The organism is Marinifilum sp., assembly GCF_965230805.1.
GTDB lineage: Bacteria > Bacteroidota > Bacteroidia > Bacteroidales > Marinifilaceae > Marinifilum.
Map to the genome: position 1 here is coordinate 1,862,542 of NZ_OZ246019.1, position 22,843 is coordinate 1,885,384.

General features: G+C 35.6%; 18 protein-coding genes. 9 read left to right on the forward strand and 9 right to left on the reverse strand.

From position 1 onward, the window contains the following. Positions 1 to 229 precede the first annotated feature (229 nt). Together sucC and sucD are read left to right on the forward strand one after the other, a co-directional pair. Positions 230 to 1,399: an ADP-forming succinate--CoA ligase subunit beta gene (gene sucC, locus ACO05S_RS07395; protein ID WP_421920881.1), complete on the forward strand. Its 1,170-nt coding sequence runs from the start codon at positions 230 to 232 to the stop codon at positions 1,397 to 1,399. Continuing rightward, positions 1,399 to 2,274: a succinate--CoA ligase subunit alpha gene (sucD, locus tag ACO05S_RS07400; RefSeq protein WP_421920882.1), complete on the forward strand. Its 876-nt coding sequence runs from the start codon at positions 1,399 to 1,401 to the stop codon at positions 2,272 to 2,274. The genes sucC and sucD overlap by 1 nt, the downstream gene beginning before the upstream one ends. Before the next feature lie 51 nt (positions 2,275 to 2,325). Here sucD and ACO05S_RS07405 read toward each other — a convergent pair whose 3' ends face one another. Beyond that, complete coding sequence (locus ACO05S_RS07405; protein WP_421920883.1) at positions 2,326 to 3,468, reverse strand: Fic family protein; 1,143 nt, start codon at positions 3,466 to 3,468, stop codon at positions 2,326 to 2,328. Positions 3,469 to 3,697: 229 nt separating this feature from the next. Here ACO05S_RS07405 and ACO05S_RS07410 point away from each other — a divergent pair, with 229 nt between their 5' ends. Continuing rightward, positions 3,698 to 4,975 (forward strand): OmpP1/FadL family transporter, encoded by a 1,278-nt coding sequence (locus tag ACO05S_RS07410; RefSeq protein WP_421920884.1) that lies wholly within the window; start codon positions 3,698 to 3,700, stop codon positions 4,973 to 4,975. Between the two features lie 57 nt (positions 4,976 to 5,032). Here ACO05S_RS07410 and ACO05S_RS07415 read toward each other — a convergent pair whose 3' ends face one another. Then, on the reverse strand, positions 5,033 to 5,164 hold the full coding sequence (locus ACO05S_RS07415) for a hypothetical protein (protein ID WP_421920885.1): 132 nt from the start codon (positions 5,162 to 5,164) through the stop codon (positions 5,033 to 5,035). 114 nt (positions 5,165 to 5,278) lie between these two features. Here ACO05S_RS07415 and ACO05S_RS07420 point away from each other — a divergent pair, with 114 nt between their 5' ends. Beyond that, complete coding sequence (locus ACO05S_RS07420) at positions 5,279 to 7,186, forward strand: tetratricopeptide repeat-containing sensor histidine kinase (RefSeq protein ID WP_421920886.1); 1,908 nt, start codon at positions 5,279 to 5,281, stop codon at positions 7,184 to 7,186. On the opposite strand, the gene ACO05S_RS07425 is transcribed toward ACO05S_RS07420, so the two are convergent. From ACO05S_RS07425 to ACO05S_RS07445, 5 genes are all read right to left on the reverse strand, one after another. Further along, positions 7,170 to 8,114, reverse strand: a complete 945-nt coding sequence (locus tag ACO05S_RS07425; RefSeq protein WP_421920887.1) for a mevalonate kinase family protein — start codon at positions 8,112 to 8,114, stop codon at positions 7,170 to 7,172. The genes ACO05S_RS07420 and ACO05S_RS07425 overlap by 17 nt on opposite strands. Positions 8,115 to 8,118: 4 nt before the next feature. Then, positions 8,119 to 9,153 carry a diphosphomevalonate/mevalonate 3,5-bisphosphate decarboxylase family protein gene (locus ACO05S_RS07430; protein ID WP_421920888.1) on the reverse strand — a complete coding sequence of 345 codons (1,035 nt, stop codon included), beginning with the start codon at positions 9,151 to 9,153 and terminating at the stop codon, positions 8,119 to 8,121. Next, positions 9,146 to 10,087: a GYDIA family GHMP kinase gene (locus ACO05S_RS07435; RefSeq protein ID WP_421920889.1), complete on the reverse strand. Its 942-nt coding sequence runs from the start codon at positions 10,085 to 10,087 to the stop codon at positions 9,146 to 9,148. The genes ACO05S_RS07430 and ACO05S_RS07435 overlap by 8 nt, the downstream gene beginning before the upstream one ends. 1 nt (position 10,088) lies before the next feature. Beyond that, positions 10,089 to 11,411, reverse strand: coding sequence for a hydroxymethylglutaryl-CoA reductase (locus ACO05S_RS07440; protein WP_421920890.1), 1,323 nt, complete (start codon positions 11,409 to 11,411; stop codon positions 10,089 to 10,091). 167 nt (positions 11,412 to 11,578) lie between these two features. Next, on the reverse strand, positions 11,579 to 12,571 hold the full coding sequence (locus tag ACO05S_RS07445) for an isopentenyl-diphosphate delta-isomerase (RefSeq protein WP_421920891.1): 993 nt from the start codon (positions 12,569 to 12,571) through the stop codon (positions 11,579 to 11,581). Between the two features lie 287 nt (positions 12,572 to 12,858). Between ACO05S_RS07445 and ACO05S_RS07450 the strand changes: the two genes are divergently transcribed. Then, a complete protein-coding gene (locus tag ACO05S_RS07450) occupies positions 12,859 to 13,299 on the forward strand; it encodes an NfeD family protein (RefSeq protein WP_421920892.1) in 441 nt (146 codons plus the stop codon). Between the two features lie 658 nt (positions 13,300 to 13,957). On the opposite strand, the gene ACO05S_RS07455 is transcribed toward ACO05S_RS07450, so the two are convergent. After that, positions 13,958 to 14,311, reverse strand: a complete 354-nt coding sequence (locus ACO05S_RS07455; protein ID WP_421920893.1) for a rhodanese-like domain-containing protein — start codon at positions 14,309 to 14,311, stop codon at positions 13,958 to 13,960. A 420-nt stretch (positions 14,312 to 14,731) separates the two neighbouring features. After that, positions 14,732 to 15,856, reverse strand: a complete 1,125-nt coding sequence (locus ACO05S_RS07460; protein ID WP_421920894.1) for a serine hydrolase domain-containing protein — start codon at positions 15,854 to 15,856, stop codon at positions 14,732 to 14,734. 173 nt (positions 15,857 to 16,029) lie between these two features. Between ACO05S_RS07460 and ACO05S_RS07465 the strand changes: the two genes are divergently transcribed. From ACO05S_RS07465 to ACO05S_RS07480, 4 genes are all read left to right on the forward strand, one after another. Continuing rightward, entirely contained in the window at positions 16,030 to 16,584 is a 555-nt protein-coding gene (locus ACO05S_RS07465; protein WP_421920895.1) for an RNA polymerase sigma factor, read from the forward strand. Positions 16,585 to 16,673: 89 nt separating this feature from the next. Further along, a complete protein-coding gene (locus ACO05S_RS07470; RefSeq protein WP_421920896.1) occupies positions 16,674 to 17,615 on the forward strand; it encodes a FecR family protein in 942 nt (313 codons plus the stop codon). Positions 17,616 to 17,695: 80 nt separating this feature from the next. After that, positions 17,696 to 20,923 carry a SusC/RagA family TonB-linked outer membrane protein gene (locus ACO05S_RS07475; protein ID WP_421920897.1) on the forward strand — a complete coding sequence of 1,076 codons (3,228 nt, stop codon included), beginning with the start codon at positions 17,696 to 17,698 and terminating at the stop codon, positions 20,921 to 20,923. Positions 20,924 to 20,928: 5 nt separating this feature from the next. Then, entirely contained in the window at positions 20,929 to 22,677 is a 1,749-nt protein-coding gene (locus tag ACO05S_RS07480; RefSeq protein WP_421920898.1) for a RagB/SusD family nutrient uptake outer membrane protein, read from the forward strand. The last annotated feature ends 166 nt before the right edge of the window (positions 22,678 to 22,843 follow it).

Genomic DNA, 22,843 nt, shown 5'->3' on the forward strand with positions numbered 1-22,843 from the left:
TTGATATCCTGCCATTTAAACGCTATAAACATTTAAAGACTTCAAAATCTTTAAATTTCTAAGAGATCACCTTTTTATTCCATGCAGATATTTATATATTTAAGTTCATCAAACAATTAAACATTTGTATTTTTATTAACCGACTTGCCTAAATCTGTTCAAAATCAATTAAAACAATACCAGCAGAACTTTTGCAGGTCATTCCAAGCCTAACAAAAATTTTTATAGAATGAAGATTCACGAATATCAAGCAAAGGAAATTTTACGGTCGTTTGGCGTTCCAGTACCAGAAAGCAAAATTGCTTTTTCGGTAAAGGAAGCTGAAGAAGCTGCAGCCGAAATTGGTTTGCCCGTAGTAGTAAAAGCCCAAATTCATGCAGGTGGCAGAGGAAAAGGTGGTGGTGTTAAATTTGCACCTACTGCACAAGATGTAACTCGTTATGCAAACGACATTTTGGGAATGACATTGGTAACTCACCAAACTGGTCCAGAAGGAAAACTAGTAAAGAAAGTTCTTATTGAAGCAGCGTCGAATATTGATCGTGAGTTGTATGCAGGTATCGTTATGGATCGTGCTACTTCATCTGTAACTTTTATGGTATCTACCGAAGGTGGAATGGAAATTGAAAAAGTTGCTGAAGAAACTCCGGAAAAGATTGTAAAAGTAGTAGTTGATACCGCGGTTGGCCTACAATCATTCCAAGCAAGACAAATGGCATTTGCTCTTGATTTAACTGGAGATGCTTTTAAAAATGGTGTGAAGTTTCTAATGGCACTTTACAAAGCATACATGGGAACCGATGCCTCAATTTTTGAAATCAACCCGTTGGTTGTAACCAAAGAAGGAGATGTTATTGCACTTGATGCTAAAGCAAATTTCGATGAAAATGCTTTATATCGTCATAAAGATATTACTGCTCTTCGCGATTTGGATGAAGAAGAACCTTTAGAAATTGAAGCTGGAAGATCTGGTCTTAACTATATAAAACTAGAAGGGAATATTGGTTGTATGGTAAACGGAGCCGGTTTGGCAATGGGAACCATGGATATCATTAAACTTACCGGTGGCGAGCCTGCTAACTTCCTTGATGTAGGGGGTGGAGCATCAGCCGAAACAGTTGAAAAAGGCTTCAGAATTATTCTTTCGGATGAAAATGTGAAAGCAGTTCTTATTAATATTTTTGGAGGTATTGTTCGTTGCGATCGCGTAGCTAAAGGAGTTATCGAAGCAATTAAAAATATCGACACCAAAGTACCAATTGTGGTTCGTTTACAAGGAACCAATGCTGAAGAAGGTAAAAAGCTTCTTGAGGCATCAGGAATGAATATTATTGCAGCTACAGAATTAAAAGATGCAGCTGAAAAAGTAGTAGGAACTCTTAAAACAATTGAAGCGTAATGAGTGTATTAGTAGATAAAAATACCAAACTGGTGGTTCAGGGAATCACTGGTTCCGAAGGGGCTTTCCATACCCAACAAATGATTGAATATGGAACAAATGTAGTTGCAGGAGTAACTCCTGGTAAAGGAGGTCAACTATTTATGGATAAAATTCCAATTTACAACACCATGAAAGGTGCTGTTGAAAAAACTGGTGCTAATGCTTCTGTTATTTTCGTTCCACCTCCATTTGCAGGCGATGCAATTATGGAAGCTGCTGAAGCTGGTGTTGAATTGGTAATTTGTATTACCGAAGGAATTCCAACTTTTGATATGCTAAAAGTTCATGAGTTCCTTAAGAAATATCCAAAAACAACTTTAGTTGGTCCTAATTGCCCAGGTGTTATTACTCCGGGAGAAGCAAAAATTGGTATCATGCCAGGATTTATTCACAAACCAGGTACAATTGGTATTGTTTCTCGTTCTGGGACTTTAACTTACGAAGCAGTTCACCAATTAGGCGAAGCAGGATTCGGACAATCAACGGCAATTGGTATTGGTGGTGATCCAATTATTGGAACCAAGCACATCGACGCAGTAAAATTATTAAGCGAAGATCCTAAAACAGAAGCAATTGTATTAATTGGTGAAATTGGAGGATCGGATGAAGAAACTGCTGCAGCTTACATTGCCGAAAATGTTGATAAACCAGTTGTTGCATTTATTGCCGGTCAGACCGCCCCTCCGGGAAAAAGAATGGGACATGCTGGTGCTATTATTGCAGGTGGAAAAGGTACTGCCGAGGAAAAAATGAAAGCTCTGGCTGAAGCTGGAATTCATGTGGTTAAATCTCCTGCCGATATCGGTAAAAAGATGAAAGAAGTTTTGGGCTAAAAGCCAAACAAATAACGAAATGCCGATTCTTAAGATAAGAATCGGCATTTTTTATAACTCAAATAATTGTAGATATTCCCAAAGGTAAAATATTCTGTTTCTTCTTGCGCCTACCAACTCCTTTACCAATCCTACATTCTCAAACTCTTTTATAAGTTGATTAGCCGACTGAAAACTTAGTCCCAATTTTTCTTTTATCCCGTTAACCGATAAAAATGGTTTGGAATAGAATTCAGCTATCAATTGCTTTGCAGATTGGTGTCTTTTTTTGCCCATTTGCGTATCAATCAATCTTTCGTTTCTGTCGACCAAAACTTTCAAATTTCCGAGAATCTCTTTACTATAACGAGCCGATTCTTTGATTCCGGTCAAGAAAAAGCGTATCCATTGCTCAATATCATTTTTTGATCGTATTAAGTTTAAACGATGATAGTATTCCAAGCGATTGCGTTCAAAAAATACAGACAAACAAAATACTGGTTTGTGTACAAAGCTTAACTCCATCATCTCAAATAGTATCAGAGTACGAGCTGTTCGGCCATTGCCATCTAAAAAAGGTAGAATGTTCTCGAACTGATATAGAGATATAGCCATTTTAATTAATTGAGGCAATTCCAAAGATTCATTTCGCCAGAACTTTTTACCATCATTAATTAAAATTTTTAGTTCATGCTTATTAGGAGGTGTGTATTCAAAATCATCATCAAATCTGTTATCATTCGATCGATAATATGGTCGTATCTTTCCTCCATAATCTTCCATCTGAGGAAGATCGGAGCAAAGTATCTTATGTGCCTCTTTTACCAAACGAATTGACAATGGGAATCGTTTTAATTCCTTTACTCCCCATTTAATAGCTTCGATATGATTGGTGATTTCCTTTTGCTCGTAAATCCTTTTAAAGCTTTTTGAACTTTCAGTAACAAAAGCTTGGTGCAGGGTACATTTACTCCCTTCAATCATGTTAGAAGCAAGCGCTTCTTGGGCAACAAAAAGTGGGATGTATCTACTTATATTTGGAAAATACTTGGAAAATGCATTTAATTCTCCCAGTTCAAGCATTGCCTTCTCCAATAGAATATTGATCTGCTTGTCTTTCCATTCAAACGAACGATTAATAAGAGAAGGTGTAACACTTTTATAACCCTCCTTAAAGCTTTGGTAGGCATAATTACCTTGTGTTTTGTTATTCAAGTTTATACAATTTTAGTTGAATAAAGATATCTTATTCAAGATAAAAGTATTAAATTTTAATAAAACGCAACATATAAAATCAATTGCTTTTCCATATCTGCAAATACAAAAACTTCCATTTTGTTGATTATCTGAATATTATATAATCCCCAGTCTTAACTTAATAGTTTTAGTCTTGCTTGACAAAGAATTTGATTTATATTCCGATCGAATTTTAAAACATAAACTTATGATTAAAAGAATTTGTTTAGCCATAGCTGTTATTGCAATGTCATACAATTTAAAAGCAGAAGGCTTCGCAGTAAATCTACAAGGAAATAAACAAACAGGAATGGGACATGTTGGTACTGCTTTAAATTTTGATGCAAGCAGTATGCAATGGAATCCTGGAGCTTTAGCTACCCTAAGCAATAAATACAGTTTTTCTTTAGGAGCTTCTCTTACGCTAACAGAAACAGAATATACAGGACTAGGCGGAACTGAAAAAACCGATAATCCGGCAAGACCACCATTTTATTTTTATGGTGCAATAAAAGTAAACGACAATTTGGCTTTTGGATTAGGTGCTTACACTCCATTTGGAAATAAAGTTAAATGGGGAGATAAATGGTCTGGCCGTTATTTAATTCAAGATCTTAGCCTAAAAGCAATTTTTATACAACCAACTGTTTCTTATAAAGTTAATAATTGGTTGAGCATTGGTGCAGGTATGATGATTGTAAAGGGTGATGTTGAATTAAATAGAGCTGTACCTGTTATAAATCCGAATGATGGTAGTCTAGTTGGATCAGGAAAGGTTGGAATAACTGGAGATAAAATAGAGTATGGTTACAACCTTGGTATTTTTATTCAACCAAATGAAAAATTAAGCCTAGGTATATCGTATCGTTCAAAAGTTGAAATGTCTCTCAATCATTTAGATGCAAGTGCAGATTTTAGTTTCCCTTCGGAAATTCCTGCACCATTCCAAGCTGCTTTTCCTGACGGAAATGTAGCGGTAACACTTCCTTTACCATCCAGCTTTAACTTAGGATTTGCATACCAAATAAATAATAAATGGTTGATTTCGGCAGATGTTAACTTTATTGGATGGAGTGAGTACGAATCTCTGGCTTTTGATTTCGAAAATGATCCAACTGAAAGATTATCAACCCCTAGCGCAAGAAATTGGGACAATACAACAACTTGGAGATTTGGTGCCGGATATACTGCTAACGAAAAATTAGATCTATACGCAGGTTTATACTTTGATGAAACTCCAACGAATAAAATGTACTATTCTCCTGAAACACCTGGGGCTAACAAAGTGGGTGTTTCTGCAGGTTTTTCGTATAAACTAACAAATAAATTAAATCTTGATGCTTCGTTACTTTACAATGAAGGAAAGAAGGTTACAGCTGCTGAAACAAATGCTTCTACGCAACAAATTTACGGAGAACAAGGTTTTGCAGGAGAATATAAATACAGAGCTTGGTTGCCAGGTATTGGTATTACATACAATTTCTAAAATCATTTGAACTACAAATGACGAAAGCCTGATCGATGATCAGGCTTTTTTTATTTTTTACTGTACTGAATCAGCTAATTCACTACCCGCTTTAAACTTAATAACTTTTTTAGCTGGAATATTAATAGTACCTCCTTTAACATTACTTTGTTCTTTAACTGTCAACTTGAATTCTTTTAAGTTTTTCATTTTATATATTGTTCTTAATTAAACATCAATCAAATATATAAAAAAACATCATAATTTTATTCTATTCCATTTATTTCATACTTTCGCCATATTGCATTGCTTAAAACTGTATTTATGAAACTTTTTCTTTTTATTTCTAGTTTAATTATTTCACTGCAATCATATTCATTGGGATATATATATCAAGCTCCTGACAAACAAGAATCAAGTATTGATTCATTATTAAGTAGAGCTAAAGAATTAAGAGATTCATCATTCGATTCCAGTGTAGATATTGGAAGAAAAGCAATAGAATTAGCACATAAAACCAATAAAGCTGATGCTATAGCTTTTGCACATAAATCCCAAGGAACAACTTTTTTCTACCAAGGTTTATTTGATTCAGCTTATCTACACTATAATAAAGCAAAGCGAGAATTTGAATCGGTTAATGACAGTTTAAACATTGCCATTTTAAATTCGAATATTGGCGTTGTTTATAGAAGAACAAACAAATACGATAAAGCCCTGCAACAATATTTAAGAGCATTAAAAATATATGAAGCTTTAAAATATCCTAAAGGAGAAGCAGCCGCATATACCAACATTGGAGGTGTATATCAAACACTTAATAATTTAAAAAAGGCTCTAAAATTCTATTTAAAAGCAAAGAGCATTTATTCTCAAATTGGTGAAACATCAAGATATTCTCGTGTTCTAACTAATATCGGAGTAATTAAATTCGAGCAAGGTTTATATAATGAAGCATTAGAATATCAGCTTGAAGCATTAAAGTTGAATGAAAAGAATGGAATGTTACAACACAAGGCAATTATTCAACTAAATATTGGAGAATGTTATCAAGCATTACAAAAACCATTAAAAGCATTAGAGTATTACAATAAATGTGAAAAAATTAGATTAAAACTTAATGATATTTGGGGAATAGGAAAGTTATACATTAAAAAAGCCATTGTTTTACATGAACTAGAACAATCTCATAATGCGGAGGTTTATTTGCAAAAAGCAGAGGAATTTTGCACAAAACAAAACTTACAAGATGATTTAGCATCAACATACCATTTCTGTTCCAAACTTTTTGAAGACTTAAACAAACCAAAAGAGTCAATCTTTTACCTTAGGAAATATTATACTTTAAAAGATTCTCTTACTGAAACATTTAGGGATGATATGATAGCAGAACTTACTGCTAAGTTCGAATCCGAACAAAAAGAAAAAGAACTCGAACTACTACAACAGCGAACACAAATTCAAAACCTAGAATTAGGACAAAAGAATGCATGGATTATTGTATTGTTGGCTGTGATGATTCTTGGTGTTATTGCTATTTTGGTTTCACTTAGAATTAATCGATTAAGAGCCGATCATAAAATTATGGATTTGCGCCAAAAGGTTTTATTAACACAAATGAATCCACACTTCTTGTTTAATTCATTAACTGCTATTCAAAGTTTTATTCTAGACGAAAAGAATGAGGATGCCAATACATACCTGTCGAGCTTAGCAAGTTTGGTAAGAGGGATTTTGGAAAACTCGCGCGAGGAGTTTGTTTCATTGCGCACCGAATTAAGCACACTAGAAGACTATATTAGTATGCAAAAGCTTAGATTCGATAACGATATTGCTTATCAATTTGAAATTGACGCTACTTTAGACCAGAACGAAGTAATGGTACCACCAATGCTTGCACAGCCATTTATCGAAAATGCTTTAATTCATGGTCGATTAAGGGATAACCCGAAAGCATTAATCAATATCAAAGTAGCGAAAACCGAGGATGAAAAAGCAATTAAATTTAGTATTATCGACAATGGAATTGGTATTGAAGAGTCTAAAAAACAGCATAATCGTAAAACGCATAAATCATTAGCTACTTCAATTGCCTTAGATCGAGTAAAGATTTATAATTTTAAATCTTCCAAAAAAATGTATTTTGAAATTATGGATTTGAAAACTATTGACGAGAATAAAACAGGAACCATGGTTAGTTATTGCATTCCAATAATCAGATCTTTAAATTAAGAACTACACTTTGGTATGAATATCCCATTTTATTGAGAAATAATAAGGTCTCTGAGTTATTATTGCTAAAGCACAATAAAAACCCTCCACCTCCAGAGCCACATAACTTCAAATAGAATTTGTTAGAATCGAGTCCCGTTTTCCATAACTCTTTAAAGCCATTTGGGATTTTATCAGCAAAATGAATGTACTGAAAATTTGATAAAACTTGAATAGCTTGAAAAAATGAATTCATATTATTATTGGAAAAACTCTTGATACATTGGTTGGTGACAGGAACTAATTTCTCAGTAATTTGCTTCTTATACTCTAGGTTTTTACAATGATCTAGAAATGCAGTTACCAATGGCGCGGTATCCCCTTTCTGCTTGCTGTCGATTAAAATAATTACTACTTCTCTATTAAATTCATCAAACTGAGCATCAAGAACTCTAATCTCCTTCTCTTCTGAAACCAATATTGGTTTATTCAAATAAGAAATTAGTGGATCCAAACCTGAACTTCTCCCATGAAATCCTCCTTCCATCGAAGCCAAAGTGTTATTTAAGGTGAATAAATCAAGTTCTTCCTTCTGTCTGTTCATGCCATAAGCCATGTACAATGCTGCACACAAGGCTCCCGAACTACCTAAACCATACCCAATAGGAATGGATGAATCGAAATATAAACCCGCTTGAATGTCGTTTTCAAGTTTTGCCAAATCGAGAATAGGTTTAAAATAGTTGGAATTTGATTTTAGATATCCCAAATAAACTTGTAAGTGGTAATTTGAATTCCTGCTTACCGCATTTTTTTCTTTAGACTCAAAAACCAATCGTGCTTTAAACATATGGCATGGTACACTTAATGCCATTGAATCCATTAGAACTGAATATTCACCAAAAAGGAGAAGTTTTCCGTAAAACCAATTGTCGAATTTACCCAACATAAGCTCACATTATTTGTTTTGGACCTAAACCCGTTTCGTCCTTCAAGTATCTGCCATTTTCAAGTAGATGCTTTAATTCCTCGTCAACAAATTTGTTTACTACAGATAATTCATTTTTGGGAAACATTAAGTGAATGTTCGGACCTGCATCAAGGGTAAAACCAATTGGAGTTTTAGTGGTTTCTCTATAGTCTCGAATCAGTTCAATAGCCAGTAATGTATTTGGTTTTAATAGGGTAAACGATGGATTCGAATTCATCATCAATCCATGTAAACTTAATGCTTCGTTCTCCAGAACTTCAATAAAGCCATTCAGATCGCCACTACGCAAAATTCCAAGCATTCTTTCAAAATTATCATGAGCCTGATCATACCTTGCTTCTGCAAATGGATGATGTTTCATTAAAGAATGTCCAACTGTGCTTGATACCTTTTTCTTTTCTGAACTCACGATCAAAATAAAATCCTGATAATCCTTAAAAATCGGATGAACATATTTCGAAAAAGGAGTTGCATAATCACTCGAAGCCTTCGAGAATGCATTACTTTTTCCCCATGTAGCATAAGAACCATAAATGGAACGTGAAGCACTACCTGAACCCAAACGAGCAATATAGCTCGCTTTTTTAAGGAATTCATCCTTTTCGTACTTTTTGCCTGTAACTTGTTCCTGCATGCTACACAAACACATTGCTAATGAACTCATTGCAGATGCTGAACTTGCAATTCCCGTGGAGTGTGGAAAGGTATTCTCAGACTTAATATGAAAAGTATAATCATTGATAAATGAAAGCTCATCTTTTAATTCTTCCAAAAAGTTTTGAATTCTATTTTCAAAAGCCCCAACATTTTTGCCTTCAAATTCAAAAGTCAGCCATTCCTGATTTCTCTCGGTGAAAGACAAGCAAGTTCTGCTCACTGCATTTTTAAGGGTCATACTAACAGAAGGGTTGCATGGGTATTGCCTGCCCTTTTTTCCCCAATATTTTATCAAAGCAATATTTGAAGGGCTTTCCCAAGCCACAGTTCCTTTATTCATTAAATTGTATTTTTTTACTTAAAATGATCTCGTCCCACGAGAATATAGTGCTTAACCCTTTTTCCCAAAAATATCGATGAACTGCTTGTTTTTTCATCTCCGATCGAACCAGTACAAAATCACCTCCCCATGCACCCAGTGACTTTACCGAGCCCTTGAAATCGGGGAATCTTTCTGCTTTAATCGTATTGGAATTTAAAACCTCCGAAATAAATCTCTCATGTTCCGAAATCAATGCATCAAATTCAATGGTATTCTTCGATTGCAAGATTTTTTTACTCAGAAGTGAAATACTTGCGACCTGTATTTTTGTTACAGAGTTGCCATTTAAAAAAATCTTAACGCTTTCTTCGCTATTTTGCTTGTTTCCTAGATACACAAAGAAAAGTTGCTCCTTAAAATCAAGATCAAAGTTTACTGGATAAATCATAGGATGTGAACCATTTCTTCGAAACAGTATTGGCGAAGAATAATTTGCACAGGCTATGTCATAGCCCGATCCATTTGAAACCATTGCATGTAATTCATACGGATTCACCTCAGCCCATTGAGCAACATTATTAATAAGACTTGAGCTACTTCCTAATCCCCACTTCCTATCAAAATTGATTTCTGATTTTACAACCCATGAAAATTTTTCCAAAAAATTCGAATTTAACTGTTTCGCACAGTTTAGAAGAAAACAAACAAAATCTTTCTCAGATTCTCCTTTGCAATCTGCCTGTAAAACCTCTGCTAATGAAATAGAAAAATGTAGCCATTCCCGGGCTCGTTCAAATGCAACCCATTCCATCACATCAGAGTCCGATTCATAAACTTCCATGTATTGACCAAAGCGAAGTGGTATGGCTAATGACAGTGCACCATGAATAACTAAATACTCCCCGGTAATCAGAAATTTAGCATTCGAATAATATTTCTTAATGGGTGTCAATTTAGCGCAGCTTGGTTCTGATAGATTTAATAAATGATTCTACTTCGCTATATGATACAGTTTTATGCGCAAAGTACTCCAATGCCTGTTTCTTTTCTTCGTAATCCGCTTTTAAGGCATTCAGCAAATTGGATAAATGCATTTTCATATGCCCATATTGAATTCCTGTAGTTACCAAGGATCTTAGGGCACCAAAATTATTCGCCAATCCTGCCGTAGCAGTAATCATCATTAATTCTTTGGCCGATGGCTTACCCAAAAGTTCCAATCCAAATTTAGCCAAAGGATGCAAGCTGGTTAAGCCTCCAACAGTTCCCAAAGAAAGAGGAACAGTAAGTTTATATTTAAAGCGATTTCGTGAAATCATAGCCTGCGTAAGACTCTTGTAACTCCCTGTTTTAGATGCCCAAACATGACCATTGGCTTCGATGGCTCTAAAATCATTTCCAGTAGCAAGAGCCACTGCATCTATTCCATTAAAAATGCCTTTATTGTGGGTTGCTGCTCTAAACACATCGATCTCAGCAATTTTTGAAGCTTTCGCAAACTTCTCGGCAAAATCTTTTCCGCTCATACCAGGTTCAATATTATCTAGCTCCGAGATGTCACACTCCACCCACGACTCTACCAAACAATCGGGTGTATAGTTCGACAGAATTGACATGATAATTTCACATTCCCGCTCCTGCTCTTCGAGATCCTTATAATATTTAAAAAATTTCTTCATGGTTTGAGCCATTTGCTCCAAACAAGAATTAATAAAGTTAGCTCCCATAGAATCAACAGTATTAAACTCAACATGAATCTGATAGTAATATTCCATTTCTTCAGAAAGATCGACCAAGCGAATATTCTGTATGCCACCTCCTCGTTGTCGCATATTTCTGGTCAACTCTGCAGTCCCCCTATATAGCTCATACTTTAATTCAGGTAACAAATCCACCAAACGATCTTTTGTACCTTTCCAAAGAAAATGAACCTGCCCTGATTTCACAACAGAAACCACCCTTGCCTGAAAACCTCCGTGATTGGCCCAAAACTTTGCCGAACGAGATGCAGCAGCAATTACCGAACTTTCTTCAATTACCATAGGAATATGATACAGTTGCTCATTGATCAAGAAATTTGGTGCAACTCCAAAAGGCAAATAAAAATTTGAAAGGGTATTCTCACTAATCTCATCAAGCAGATCTTGTTGCTCCTTATCCTGTAGGCGAAAACTATCCAACTGCGATTTAATTTTGTCTGCATTTCCTGTTAATGCTTGGAGCTTTTCTTCTCTAGATAATTTTGAAAAACCTGATATAATTGATTTTCGCTTCATAAATCAAAATTTAATTCCTAATCAAAGGAAATATTCGTAAATAATAGAATACTTACAGATCCTAAATTACATTTTTTATTCATCGAACCAAAATCAGGAAAAAGAATTTTAACAATCCCATACTACTTATACCAGTATAATCATGTTAGTTTCATAATAAAATTAGATTATTTCAGCTTAAGGTAAGTTTTAGATATTTTTAAGCCTTCAATCTGAGTATAAAGATACTTTTGAAGATCTTCGTATGATTCCCGGGCATATTTTAACAATTCAGAAGCCTGTCCGTAAATTGCAGAAAGCTTACTCTTTTCCATTAAATAGAAGCCATCAATAAAACTCCGAATTCCACCTGAAATAATGATTTCCTCGCACTTTATGTCTTTGCTGTTCTCTACAATTTCGTTGGTCCAGTTCAACATTTGTTCCGCTGAGTGACCAATTTTAGCAAGAGGCTCAAAGAGCTGAACCTCGACTTCTGGATTTCTGAGCATCTCAATTTTAGCAAAATTGGTTCCTCCAAAAGCGGCAAATTCAATTGCCTGTAATGGTAATTTTAGAAGCTGTTCTATGCTATTTGGACCAAAACCTTGTCCTACCTCTTTTACAATGATCGGAAAATCAACATGATTCAAAAGCTCTTTAATCGATTTAATTGGCGATTGAAAGATTCTGTCTCCTTCGGGCTGAAGCCACTCTTGCATAGGATTTACATGAATAATCAGTCCGTCTGCCCGAAGTTTAACTACCAAATCAGAAACTTTTTGCAGTTCATTGCTATTAATCAGTTCTTCAAGCTGGCAAATGCCCAAGTTGGCATATAAAGGCAAATCTAAACCCATAATATGTCTCACATCAAAATCACGCAAATGCTTATCGCTATCTAAGAGAGATCGGCAAGAGCCCAATCCCATTCCCATACCAAATTCAGCACAAGCTCTAGCTAAGTTTGCATTTATTTTACTTGCCAATTTAGTTCCTCCTGTCATGCTCGAAACCCAAATTGGCGTTCTCATTTCCTTGCCTAAAAAAGTGAATGGTTTCAATTCTTTCTTAGGATGAGAATCGATAAATGGTTCGTAATAAAATCTACCATCAATCAAACTTTCCTCTGTTTGTGAACGAAAAGCCAAATCGATATGATCTTTTTTTCTATCGGTCATTTAAATATGGATATTTAATCCGGTCTCAACATCATTGATGCGAACCTGTAAAAGTAAAAATTCAAGTGTTCACTAATATAACACATTAATTTCAACTCGAACCCAAACCGTTAATCTCATTCACAAACTAATCTTGAATCATTCTTAATAAAAAAGCTTTAAACACACATCTTATGTGTTGATAATGAGCTACTTTAATGAAGCCTTGACAACTTGACATTTTTGGCACTAGGAACAAAAGTAAAGTTGCCATAATTTTACTTTTCGAAGTAAACAAATTTACAATTATGGAACTTGAAATTTGGCATTTATGGATGTTACTATCAATTGGATTATTTATTATTGAGATTATTACCTCTACATTTGCTTGCCTTTGCTTTGGAATTGGCTCGTTAAGTGCAGGAATTCTTGCCTATTCAGATTATTCTATATCTATTCAGCTTATTGTATTTGCTGCACTAGCAATTATTGGTATGTTGTTGCTTAAGCCTTATTTAAACAAAAAGCTGGTAAGCAGAACAGGAGTAAAAACAAAGATTGATAACAGTTTTATAGGTCATGAAGCCTATGTTGTTGAAGAAATCAACCCACGCAAAAACTGTGGAAAAGTAATCATTGCAGGTACAGGTAAAAAAGCAAAAACTGAATATGGAGAAACGATACCTGAAGGTTCTTTTGTTAAGATATTAGATTCTACGGATGCTGAGCTAACCGTTAAAGAAATATAAAGAACGAGTTATCGATACCATTATACCGTTTTCAAATCAAATCTTCTATTAGTAGATTTTAATAAACCAAAAACCAGACAAATAATCCCAATTGCACTTGAAACTATCTTGCAAATCCCTTTGCCTTTGACAATTATCAATACCAAAGCTTAATGAAATCTCATTTGAAAAAAGGCTTTCGATTTGCATAACAAACTTTTACACTACTTCAAGCATGCTTATCGAAATGCCAGGAAATTACATGCCGAATTAATTTAAGCAGCCGACAATTCTGATATGCTGCAGCATCTTGCAGATATCTCGGTCTTAGGTCAAGATAATCCTGATCCACATGTAAAAATAGCATAAAGACAAAGCTTCTCGATATTTCAGAGAAATTCGTGAAAACAATAAAGAAACAGAAGGAGCAAAAGGTCTAAAACCCTGTTTATGCTTGGTGCCAAAGACGATAGACAAGCTAAATAAGCACTGAGAGATATCATGATCCGATGTAAACCTCCCTAATGCATTCTAAGCATTGCTTTTGACAAGGGGATTATCCTTTTCTGATGGATGGTCATCTTTAGATAATAACAGATATTTACAAAAGTTCAATATGCATTAGAACATCTAATAATCCCCGTTTTATAATAAAACCAGCGGCAAACATCTACTTATCTTAATAAACTGTAGCTTTTAGTTTTTTCAATTGGCGATTCCAACTGCATAAGCCACCTTTTAAATGTGCAGTTTTATGAAATCCTATTTTTCGTAAATAATTTCTTACCTGTTTGCTTCTAAATCCCAGATGGCAAAATATAATGATATCCTTATCTTTTGGTAGCGTTGGAATCCTATTTTGGATATCACCCATAGGAATGTGAATGGAATTCTTGAGGCCTTGCTTTGCCAATTCATGTGGCTCACGAATGTCTATTAGCAAAATATCATCTCTTTTTTCCAGCTCCTCCATCAATTCAAGAGCAGTATAGCTGGTTTTAGGACCATTATTATTGGAAGTAAAAATATTCATACTTAAAAGTCTAATTTAATTGGGTTTAAAACTTTTTAAAGGCGGTAAACTCACACCACTATCAAATTTAGAGAAATTATACCAGTTTTGTTACGAAACGAGTCTTAAGTTGTTTTGAGGACCTTGAGTACAGATAAGGCAAAAAACGGCATATCAATAGCTACGGCGATATTTTTATAACAATTGCTGAATGCATAACTGGCATGATTGAGAGCACCACTAAGTTTTTTATTAATGTGCTCTTACAGCATGGGGTCTTGCGATAGCGCCCCAATTATTTAAAAAAGTTGCAGAGACATCCAATTTAGGCACCTCTATGGACAAAAGAATGTGATTGATTTCGTGGTAATACCAGTATTAAACAGACAAACTTAGCATAGCAGCGAAAGATCATTCTGCTTAGACTTATAAAGATCTATTTTAAAATTCATCCTTTAACATTTCTTCCACACAATGAAGTAATGTCATTTTTCCCTTGTAGGTATCGCAATTGGTCTGAAAGGCTACCGCAATTTTAAGATCAGGGAAATAAAGAAAAATCGAACGAAAGCCTGGTACAAATCCTGTGTGACCATAAGCTTTTCCATGCTTGGTTTTAAAAATAAAGCTTCCCATTCCGTAAGAATCGTATTCGTTTAAAACCCCATTGGGATTAGGCGTTACAATTTTACGAAGTGTTTCATCAGAAAATGGCATTGCCTTGTAATACAGTTGGGCCCATTTAGCCAAGTCGGAAGTTGTTGAAACATATCCTCCACCAGTCCATTCCATTTGTGGATTCATAACATACCTACCATCAACCACAACTTGCTTAGGCATATGAAAAAAAGGATCTAAACCCGAATAACCAATTGGCAATCTTGGCATATCTCTTCGTGTAGCCGCATAAGTTTGCTCCATATGCAATGGAGCCAAAATCCTGGCATTTACCACCTCGTAATAATCCATTCCTGTGATTTTCTCGATAAGCATGCCAATTAACAAATAATTGGTATCGGAGTATGCCCAGCCTTCACCAGCTTTGTGCACTGCATCCATTTCGAATGCGTAGCACAAGCGATCCTTGTAGTTCCATACCTTATCGGGATTATTTTTGATATCGATCCACAACTGCTCATTGTCAACATAGCGTGGCAAACCACTGGTGTGCTGTAACAGCATTTCCACGGTGATATCGCCAATATTTGGCAATTTAGACAACCAACAGTACTCCTGGCAGTAGTTAAAAAACTTCTCCTTTAAACCGACTTTCCCCTCTTCAACCAACTGGAATAAAACTGCTGCGGCATAAGTTTTTCCTATGCTTCCCGAAAACATTAAATGATGCAAATTTAGTCTTTCCTTGCGAATAGAATCTGAATATCCTGTAACATAATCCTCCTGTCTGCCATCCTGATAAATAATAGAAAATCTCGCCCCAGGCAAATCCAACAGTTGCACCAAATCATCGAGCTTATGTTGATAGTTACTTTGAGCGTTTCCATTCGTGGCATTGGTAAAAAGAAAAGCTAATAATAGAAAAAGTGAATAGTAAAAATTCTTCATGAGGTGGGTTTATTGAGTTAAGGATCTGAAAGATAATACATTTTTACAAATTATTTTAATCTGCATTGCAACTTAGATTTCACAATTACATAAGCTTGATATTAGATTAAGGACATATACTTCCAATACATTTGTCGCGTAACTTAAGTGTTACACCATTAAATAACTACCAGATGAGTGACGAGAAATTGCTTTCAAAGTTGAATGAAGGGTGCGAGAAGTCCTTTGAGTGTATCTATAAAAAGTACTGGGAAAGAATATTCAACTTTATTCATCGTATGACTTCAGACAAGGATTTGTCTCAAGTAATCACACAAGATGTTTTCGTTTCCTTGTGGGAAAACAGGAAAAGTGCGAACATTTCTAACCTATCTGCATATCTGTTTCAGGCTGCAAAATTTCAGGTTTTTAAATACTATCGGGATAACAAACTGAATAGGGAAATATTGGAAACCGAATTTGATCTTTTTATCGAAGAAAATACTGATGACATCAACGACAAGCTTATCGAACAATTAAACTTCTCAATCAATCAGTTGCCCGAAAAAAGACGACAAATCTTGCTAATGAATAAGGTTGACAATTTAAATTCAGAGGAAATTTCGCGTCAATTAAACATCAGCAATCAAACCGTTCGAAACCAGCTTTCTTCAGCAATCAAGCAAGTTCGTCATATGCTTAACGAAGCCACATACCTATTTCTTAGTTTGGTATACTTCTTATTCTAAAACTTACATACACTTAATCATTTCATAACATTTTGCGATAGTACAAATCGCACTTCGTTGGTACTTAAGAGTGGAAACACAATTTAATAATGCGCAATAAAAAGAACATACTAGAACATCTTATTAATAATGAATTGCTAGGAAAGAACTCAAAAGCAGAGAGTGATCTTTTATCAACTTTCAGCTCTTCGTTTAAAAGTGATCATGAATGGAACGAAGAAAACTTGGGCAACAAGCAAGAGTTAGCCGATTCAATGTTGAAAAATATAAAAAGCAGAATCAAACCTGAAAAATCGGGCAAAAAGATTCAACTTTTAAGGTACAGCATTTCGGCAGCGGCTAGCATTTTATTGCTTGCAGCAATTGCTTTATTCTTTAATAGCCGTATAAAAAATCCTGAATTAATTTCATTCCGTACTTTACACCAGATGGACTCAATTTTATTGCAGGATGGATCGAAAATATATCTTAGTCCAAATACCGAGATTCAATACAATACCAATTACAATAAAAAGCTTAGAGCTATAGACTTGCTGTCGGGCAATGCATTTTTTAAAGTAGCTAAAAACCCAAACAAACCTTTTATTGTGTACTCCGGAGAAGTTGTAACCAAAGTTTTAGGAACATCTTTTAATGTTTCCTTGCTTCATGAAAATTGCAAGGTAACTGTATACACAGGCAAAGTGAATGTAACATCCCCTTACGAAAGCATAAATATACTACCGCTACAAGAGCTAAGCTTTAATAACATTACTAATACCCTTACAAAAAATATATTTGAAAAAAGTCAGCTCAGCGAATGGTTCCTAAAAGATTTGGAACTAAACAATACAAGCATAGAGCATATTATTCATACACTGGAGTACAAATATGGTGTAGAATTCAGGAATATTTCGGATGAAGTAAAAAGAATAAGAGCTACAATTAATATTGATCGACAAGATTCAATTCAAGAAATAATAAATCAGATTAACTATATAACCAACCTAAAATTTGAAGCGAATGGGAAAATAATATCTATTAAACACTAAAAAAACCAAAAGAAAACTGCAGTTGGTGCAACAACCGCAGTTAATTTAATCAAGTATTTAAATTAATCAATACTAAAAAAATGTACTCAAAATTAACTCTTTTAAAAAGAAAAACAATTATTTGTTTGCTTTTAAGCTTGTGTGCCTTTAATATGAGTTGGGCAACAAATGCAAACAACACATATCCAAATATCAGCATCCAACTTGAAGATGCTTCATTAGTAACTATTTTCTCTGATTTATCTAAACAATCAAATTATAAGTTTAGCTACGGAGAAAGCATTATCTCCGACAAACAAAGATACTCTGTAAATGAAGAAGATGAAAAATTAAATCTTGTTCTTCATGATTTATCTGAGAAAGCAAAATTTGATTACACAATCAAAGAGAATCATGTTTTTGTAAAAAAATTACCTCAGGAAAAAATCACTGCTAAAGGTACTGTTGTTGACGAAAACAACTTGCCATTGCCTGGAGCCAGTGTTATTGAACTTGGAACTACCAATGGTGTAATCACCGATTTTGACGGTAATTTTACCTTACAACTTTCGGGAGTTAGCACAAAAATGATCTTTTCGTTTATTGGTTACGAAGATGTTGAAATGGAAGCGGGTACCGACATGCAAGTTCAGCTAAAACCTGCTACCGAAAGTCTTAACGAGGTATTGGTTATTGGTTACGGTAGTCAGACCAAAGCCGATGTTACCGGAGCTTTAAAAAAGATAAGCGAAGATGATTTTAAAGCAGGAATCAACACCTCGGCAGACAACTTGCTGCAAGGTAAAGTTCCTGGTGTTAGAATTATCAACTCGAGTGGTGAACCGGGAGCAGCTGTTGATATCATGATTCGTGGTGCAGGTTCGATAAGAAGTGGTAGTACGCCTTTATTTGTTGTTGATGGAGTACCATTAAGCAACGATGACATTAGCCCTTCCGGCCCTGATGGAGGAGTTGGTTCTTCCAGAGCTAAAAATCCAATTAACTTCTTAAATCCGAACGACATCGAGTCTATTAACGTTTTAAAAGATGCTTCGGCTGCAGCTATTTATGGTGCAAGAGGTTCAAACGGTGTAATCATCATCACTACCAAAAAAGGTAGGTTCGGAAAACCTCAGTTTTCTCTTGATTCCTATCTGGGAATTTCGCAAGTAGCTAATAAGTTGGATTTGTTATCGGGCGATAAATATGCCGATATCAACTCTGAGCATGCTTTTACGCCTAACGCAAACACCGATTGGCAAGATGTAATTTTTAGAACTGCAATTACCAAAAGCAACAACCTTTCGTTTTCAAAAGGTTCCGAAACCGGAAACTACTTTGTATCTGTAAGTCACATCGACCAGGAAGGTACAATTCAAGAGAGTAATTTCGAAAGATTATCAGGTAGAGTAAATGTAAACGAATCATTCTTCGATAACAAAAGATTAAAGCTTAAGGTAAATTTAACTGCATCCGAAACTACCGACGTTGGTGTTCCATCAAGTAGTAATGCAGGTGCAACCGGTGAGCTTATCACTCACATGCTTAAGGCTAACCCAACTCGTCCGGTATACGACGAAAATGGCGAATTATTCGATTTTGATACCGAAGGAAGTTACAACCCATTGTATATGCTTGATTTCTTTTCGGATAAAACCAAAACCACACGTATTTTGGGTAGCATCGAAACAAAATTCAGAATCATTAACGGGCTGGAATATCAATTTAAGTATGGTGTTGACAAATCAACATCGGAAAGAAACACAACTTACTATCCGAATACTACCGAGATTGAGAGTACCGGAGCATATTTCCAAAAGAACAACGAAACTTTCAATTATTTGTTAGAGCACTATGTAACTTATGCAAAAACAATTGATCAGCATAAATTTGACTTGCTAGCGGGTTTCTCGTACCACAAGTTCGACAAATCAGGAACTACTTTCGGAGTTAAAAACATCGAAGATAACGGTATCGATCCTGCAAACAATCCTGCTGTAGGTAATGATCAAAATGCAATTGAAACAAGAGGTTTTGCGGAAGTAAACGAGCTACAATCCTATTTCGGACGTATCAATTACTCGTACCAAGGCAAATATCTTGCAACTGCATCGTTAAGAGCCGATGGTTCAACTCGTTTTGGTGAAAACAACAAGTATGGTTACTTCCCTTCGTTCGCATTGGGTTGGAACATATCCGAAGAGTCGTTTATCAAAGACATTGAAAGCATCGACAACTTGAAACTGAGAGGTAGCTGGGGACAAACCGGTAACCAGGAAGTTCCTAACAAAGTAACACAGGAAACATACTCTATTTCAAGCGGAAACGGATACTACTTAAATGGCGAAAATGCCGATATCACCGATGGTATTACTTATACACGTACTACAAATCCTGATTTACAGTGGGAAGTAGTAACCCAGTTAAACCTTGGTATTGATTTTAACCTATTTGGCGGTAAACTTTACGGAGCATTAGATTACTTTAACAAGAAAACTACCGATGCCATTCTGATTCTTCCTGCAATTCAGCCTAACTTCTCAAACGTATGGACAAATATGGAAGGAGAGATTATCAACAAAGGCTTTGAATTTACAGTTGGAAGTAATCTTGTTAAAACTGATGACTTTAACTGGTCGGTTGATTTTAACGGAGCAACTCTTGATAATGAAATCAAAGATCTTCCGGTAAGTGAAATTCTTTCAGGAAATGTATCTGGTTCGGGTGTATCAGGCGAAACGGTTAACATTTACACCAACGGATACGCTGCCGGCTCGTTCTACCTAAGAAAACACATGGGTTTCGACGAAAATGGAATTTCTATTTTATCGGATGAAAAACACATTACCGAAGGTGCACTGCCAAAATTCACCTACTCGCTAAACAGCCAGATGAATTACAAGAATTTCGATTTCTCGTTCTCATTTGTAGGTCAAAATGGTGGATATCTGTTTAATAACACAAAATTAGCTACAAACGTAATGGCCAACCTTTCGGGTAGCAAAAACATTACTTACGATGTTCTTAACTCGGGACAATCGAAAGACGATGGCTTGGTTGTATCCGATTATTATCTTGAGAAATCGGATTACCTAAGATTAAACACATTGCGTTTAGGATATACATTTAATACCAACAAACTTAGCTGGCTTGATAAAGTAAATGTTTACGTTACTGGTCAAAACTTATTTACCATTACCGATTACTCAGGATTCGACCCGGCAGTAAACACAGCTAAAAATGTTAACGGTAACAATTCATTAGGAATGGATTATGCAAGTTATCCAAGTTCAAGAACCTTTTTATTTGGTACCACTATTAAATTTTAAAGAAGATGAAACTGTTTAAAATATCGAATATTGCATTATTAATTGTTCTTTCCTCATCAATGCTTTTCAATTCATGTACTGATTTGGAAGAACAGATTATCGACGAGATTATATCAGAAGATATTAATACTGTTGCCGGAGCCGAATTAAGCCTGTTGGCTTCAACCTACGACAAAGGAGAAGGAATTTTTGCAAACTATGGTGGAACATGGTGTTTACAGCAAATGACTACCGACGAAGCATTGCTTCCTGCAAGAGGTGAAGACTGGTATGATGGTGGAAAGTGGAAAACTCTTCACGAATTTAACTGGAACGAAAACTCTCCTAAAGTAAGAGACAATTGGAACAACCTAAACAAAGCCGTTGCTCAGGCAGCCAGTACAATTGATGTATTAAAAAACAGCTCTATTCCACAAAAAGAGCAATATCTGGCCGAAGCAAAAGGTTTATGGGTTTTGTATACATACAATATTGTTGATTTATTTGGTCAGATTCCATATCGTGATCCAATGAATCTAAGCTATAGCGATGTACCTGAAATTTTGAATTCGGTAGATGCTTTAAATATCTGTGTTACCATGTTGGAAGAAATCATTCCTTCATTGGCTGAATTTGGTCAACAATCCACTCACGCAGGAAGATTTACCAAAGAAGCAGCATATGCACTATTGGCTAAAATTTACCTTAACATGGCTGTTTACGAAGATCGTTACAACGAATCGGCATCATTCGATTTTGTATCGAGCGGATACATGGATGAGGTAATTAAATATTGCGACATGTTAATCTCATCATCAAAATTTGAATTGGAAGATGATTACTTCGAGATTTTTGGTGTAGATAACAACAACAGCTCCGAGAATATCTTCGCAGTTATCCAAAAAGCTACAGGATCGAACAGAGGGCAGAACGATTTCACTTACCTATCGATGGGTCGTAACCAAAAGGCCAACCCCGATAACAACCGTGGATCAAACGCTACTTGTACAACTCCTGATTATTTTGCAACCTGGGACAACAACAGAACCGATCCACGTTTTCACAAACACACTGTAAAAAATGGTGGTGTAGCTTTCAGAAACGATGGTACCGATGTAAGCCTTCCATACAACGGAGTATTCCACTTTAACCGTGGATTCCAGGAAGGACAGCAATACGGACCAATTATTACCGATGGAGCTTTCGAAATGGATCCTAACAACTCGTCAAACGTTTTGGTACAAACTTTATATACCGAAAAAACACCAGACCTATTGTTGGATTTCACTCGTGAATTAAACTTCGACAATTCGGCAAGCGCAGCATTCTCACAAAACCAAATCAACCGTGGAATTCGCGTATTTAAGCAAGAATACGATGCCGAAAACACACGTAAATATGGAGGTGTTGATATTGCAGTTTTCCGTTTAGGGATGATTTACACCATGAGAGCCGAAGCTAAATTCAGAAAAGGAGACATCTCGGGTGCACTTGCCGATATCAATAAATTAAGAACAAGCCGATGGAGCATTGATATTGACGGCAACCAGTACTATGGCGAAGAAATTAATGCTCTAACCGAGGAAGTTCTTTACAACGAAATGAGCTACGAAACCTACTGGGAAGGAGAAAGACGTCAGCAAATGATTCGCTTTGGAACCTACGAAGATGCGTATACAGCAAAAGCAGTATCATCTCCGTACTTAAGAATTTTCCCTATCCCTCAGTCTGAACTAGACGTAAACAAGGGATTTGATCAGAATACAGGATACTAAAGTTTAGATTTTAGTTTTGAAATATTTTTAGGGATCGGTCGGTCGGAGAGTAATCTTCGATCGGCCTTGCTTTTGGGTGTAATTGGTTCGACATTTTTCTTATTTACAGAGCCCCACCAGTAAAGTGCATACTAAGAGCGATGATCCTCACCCTTCTACCCGGCAT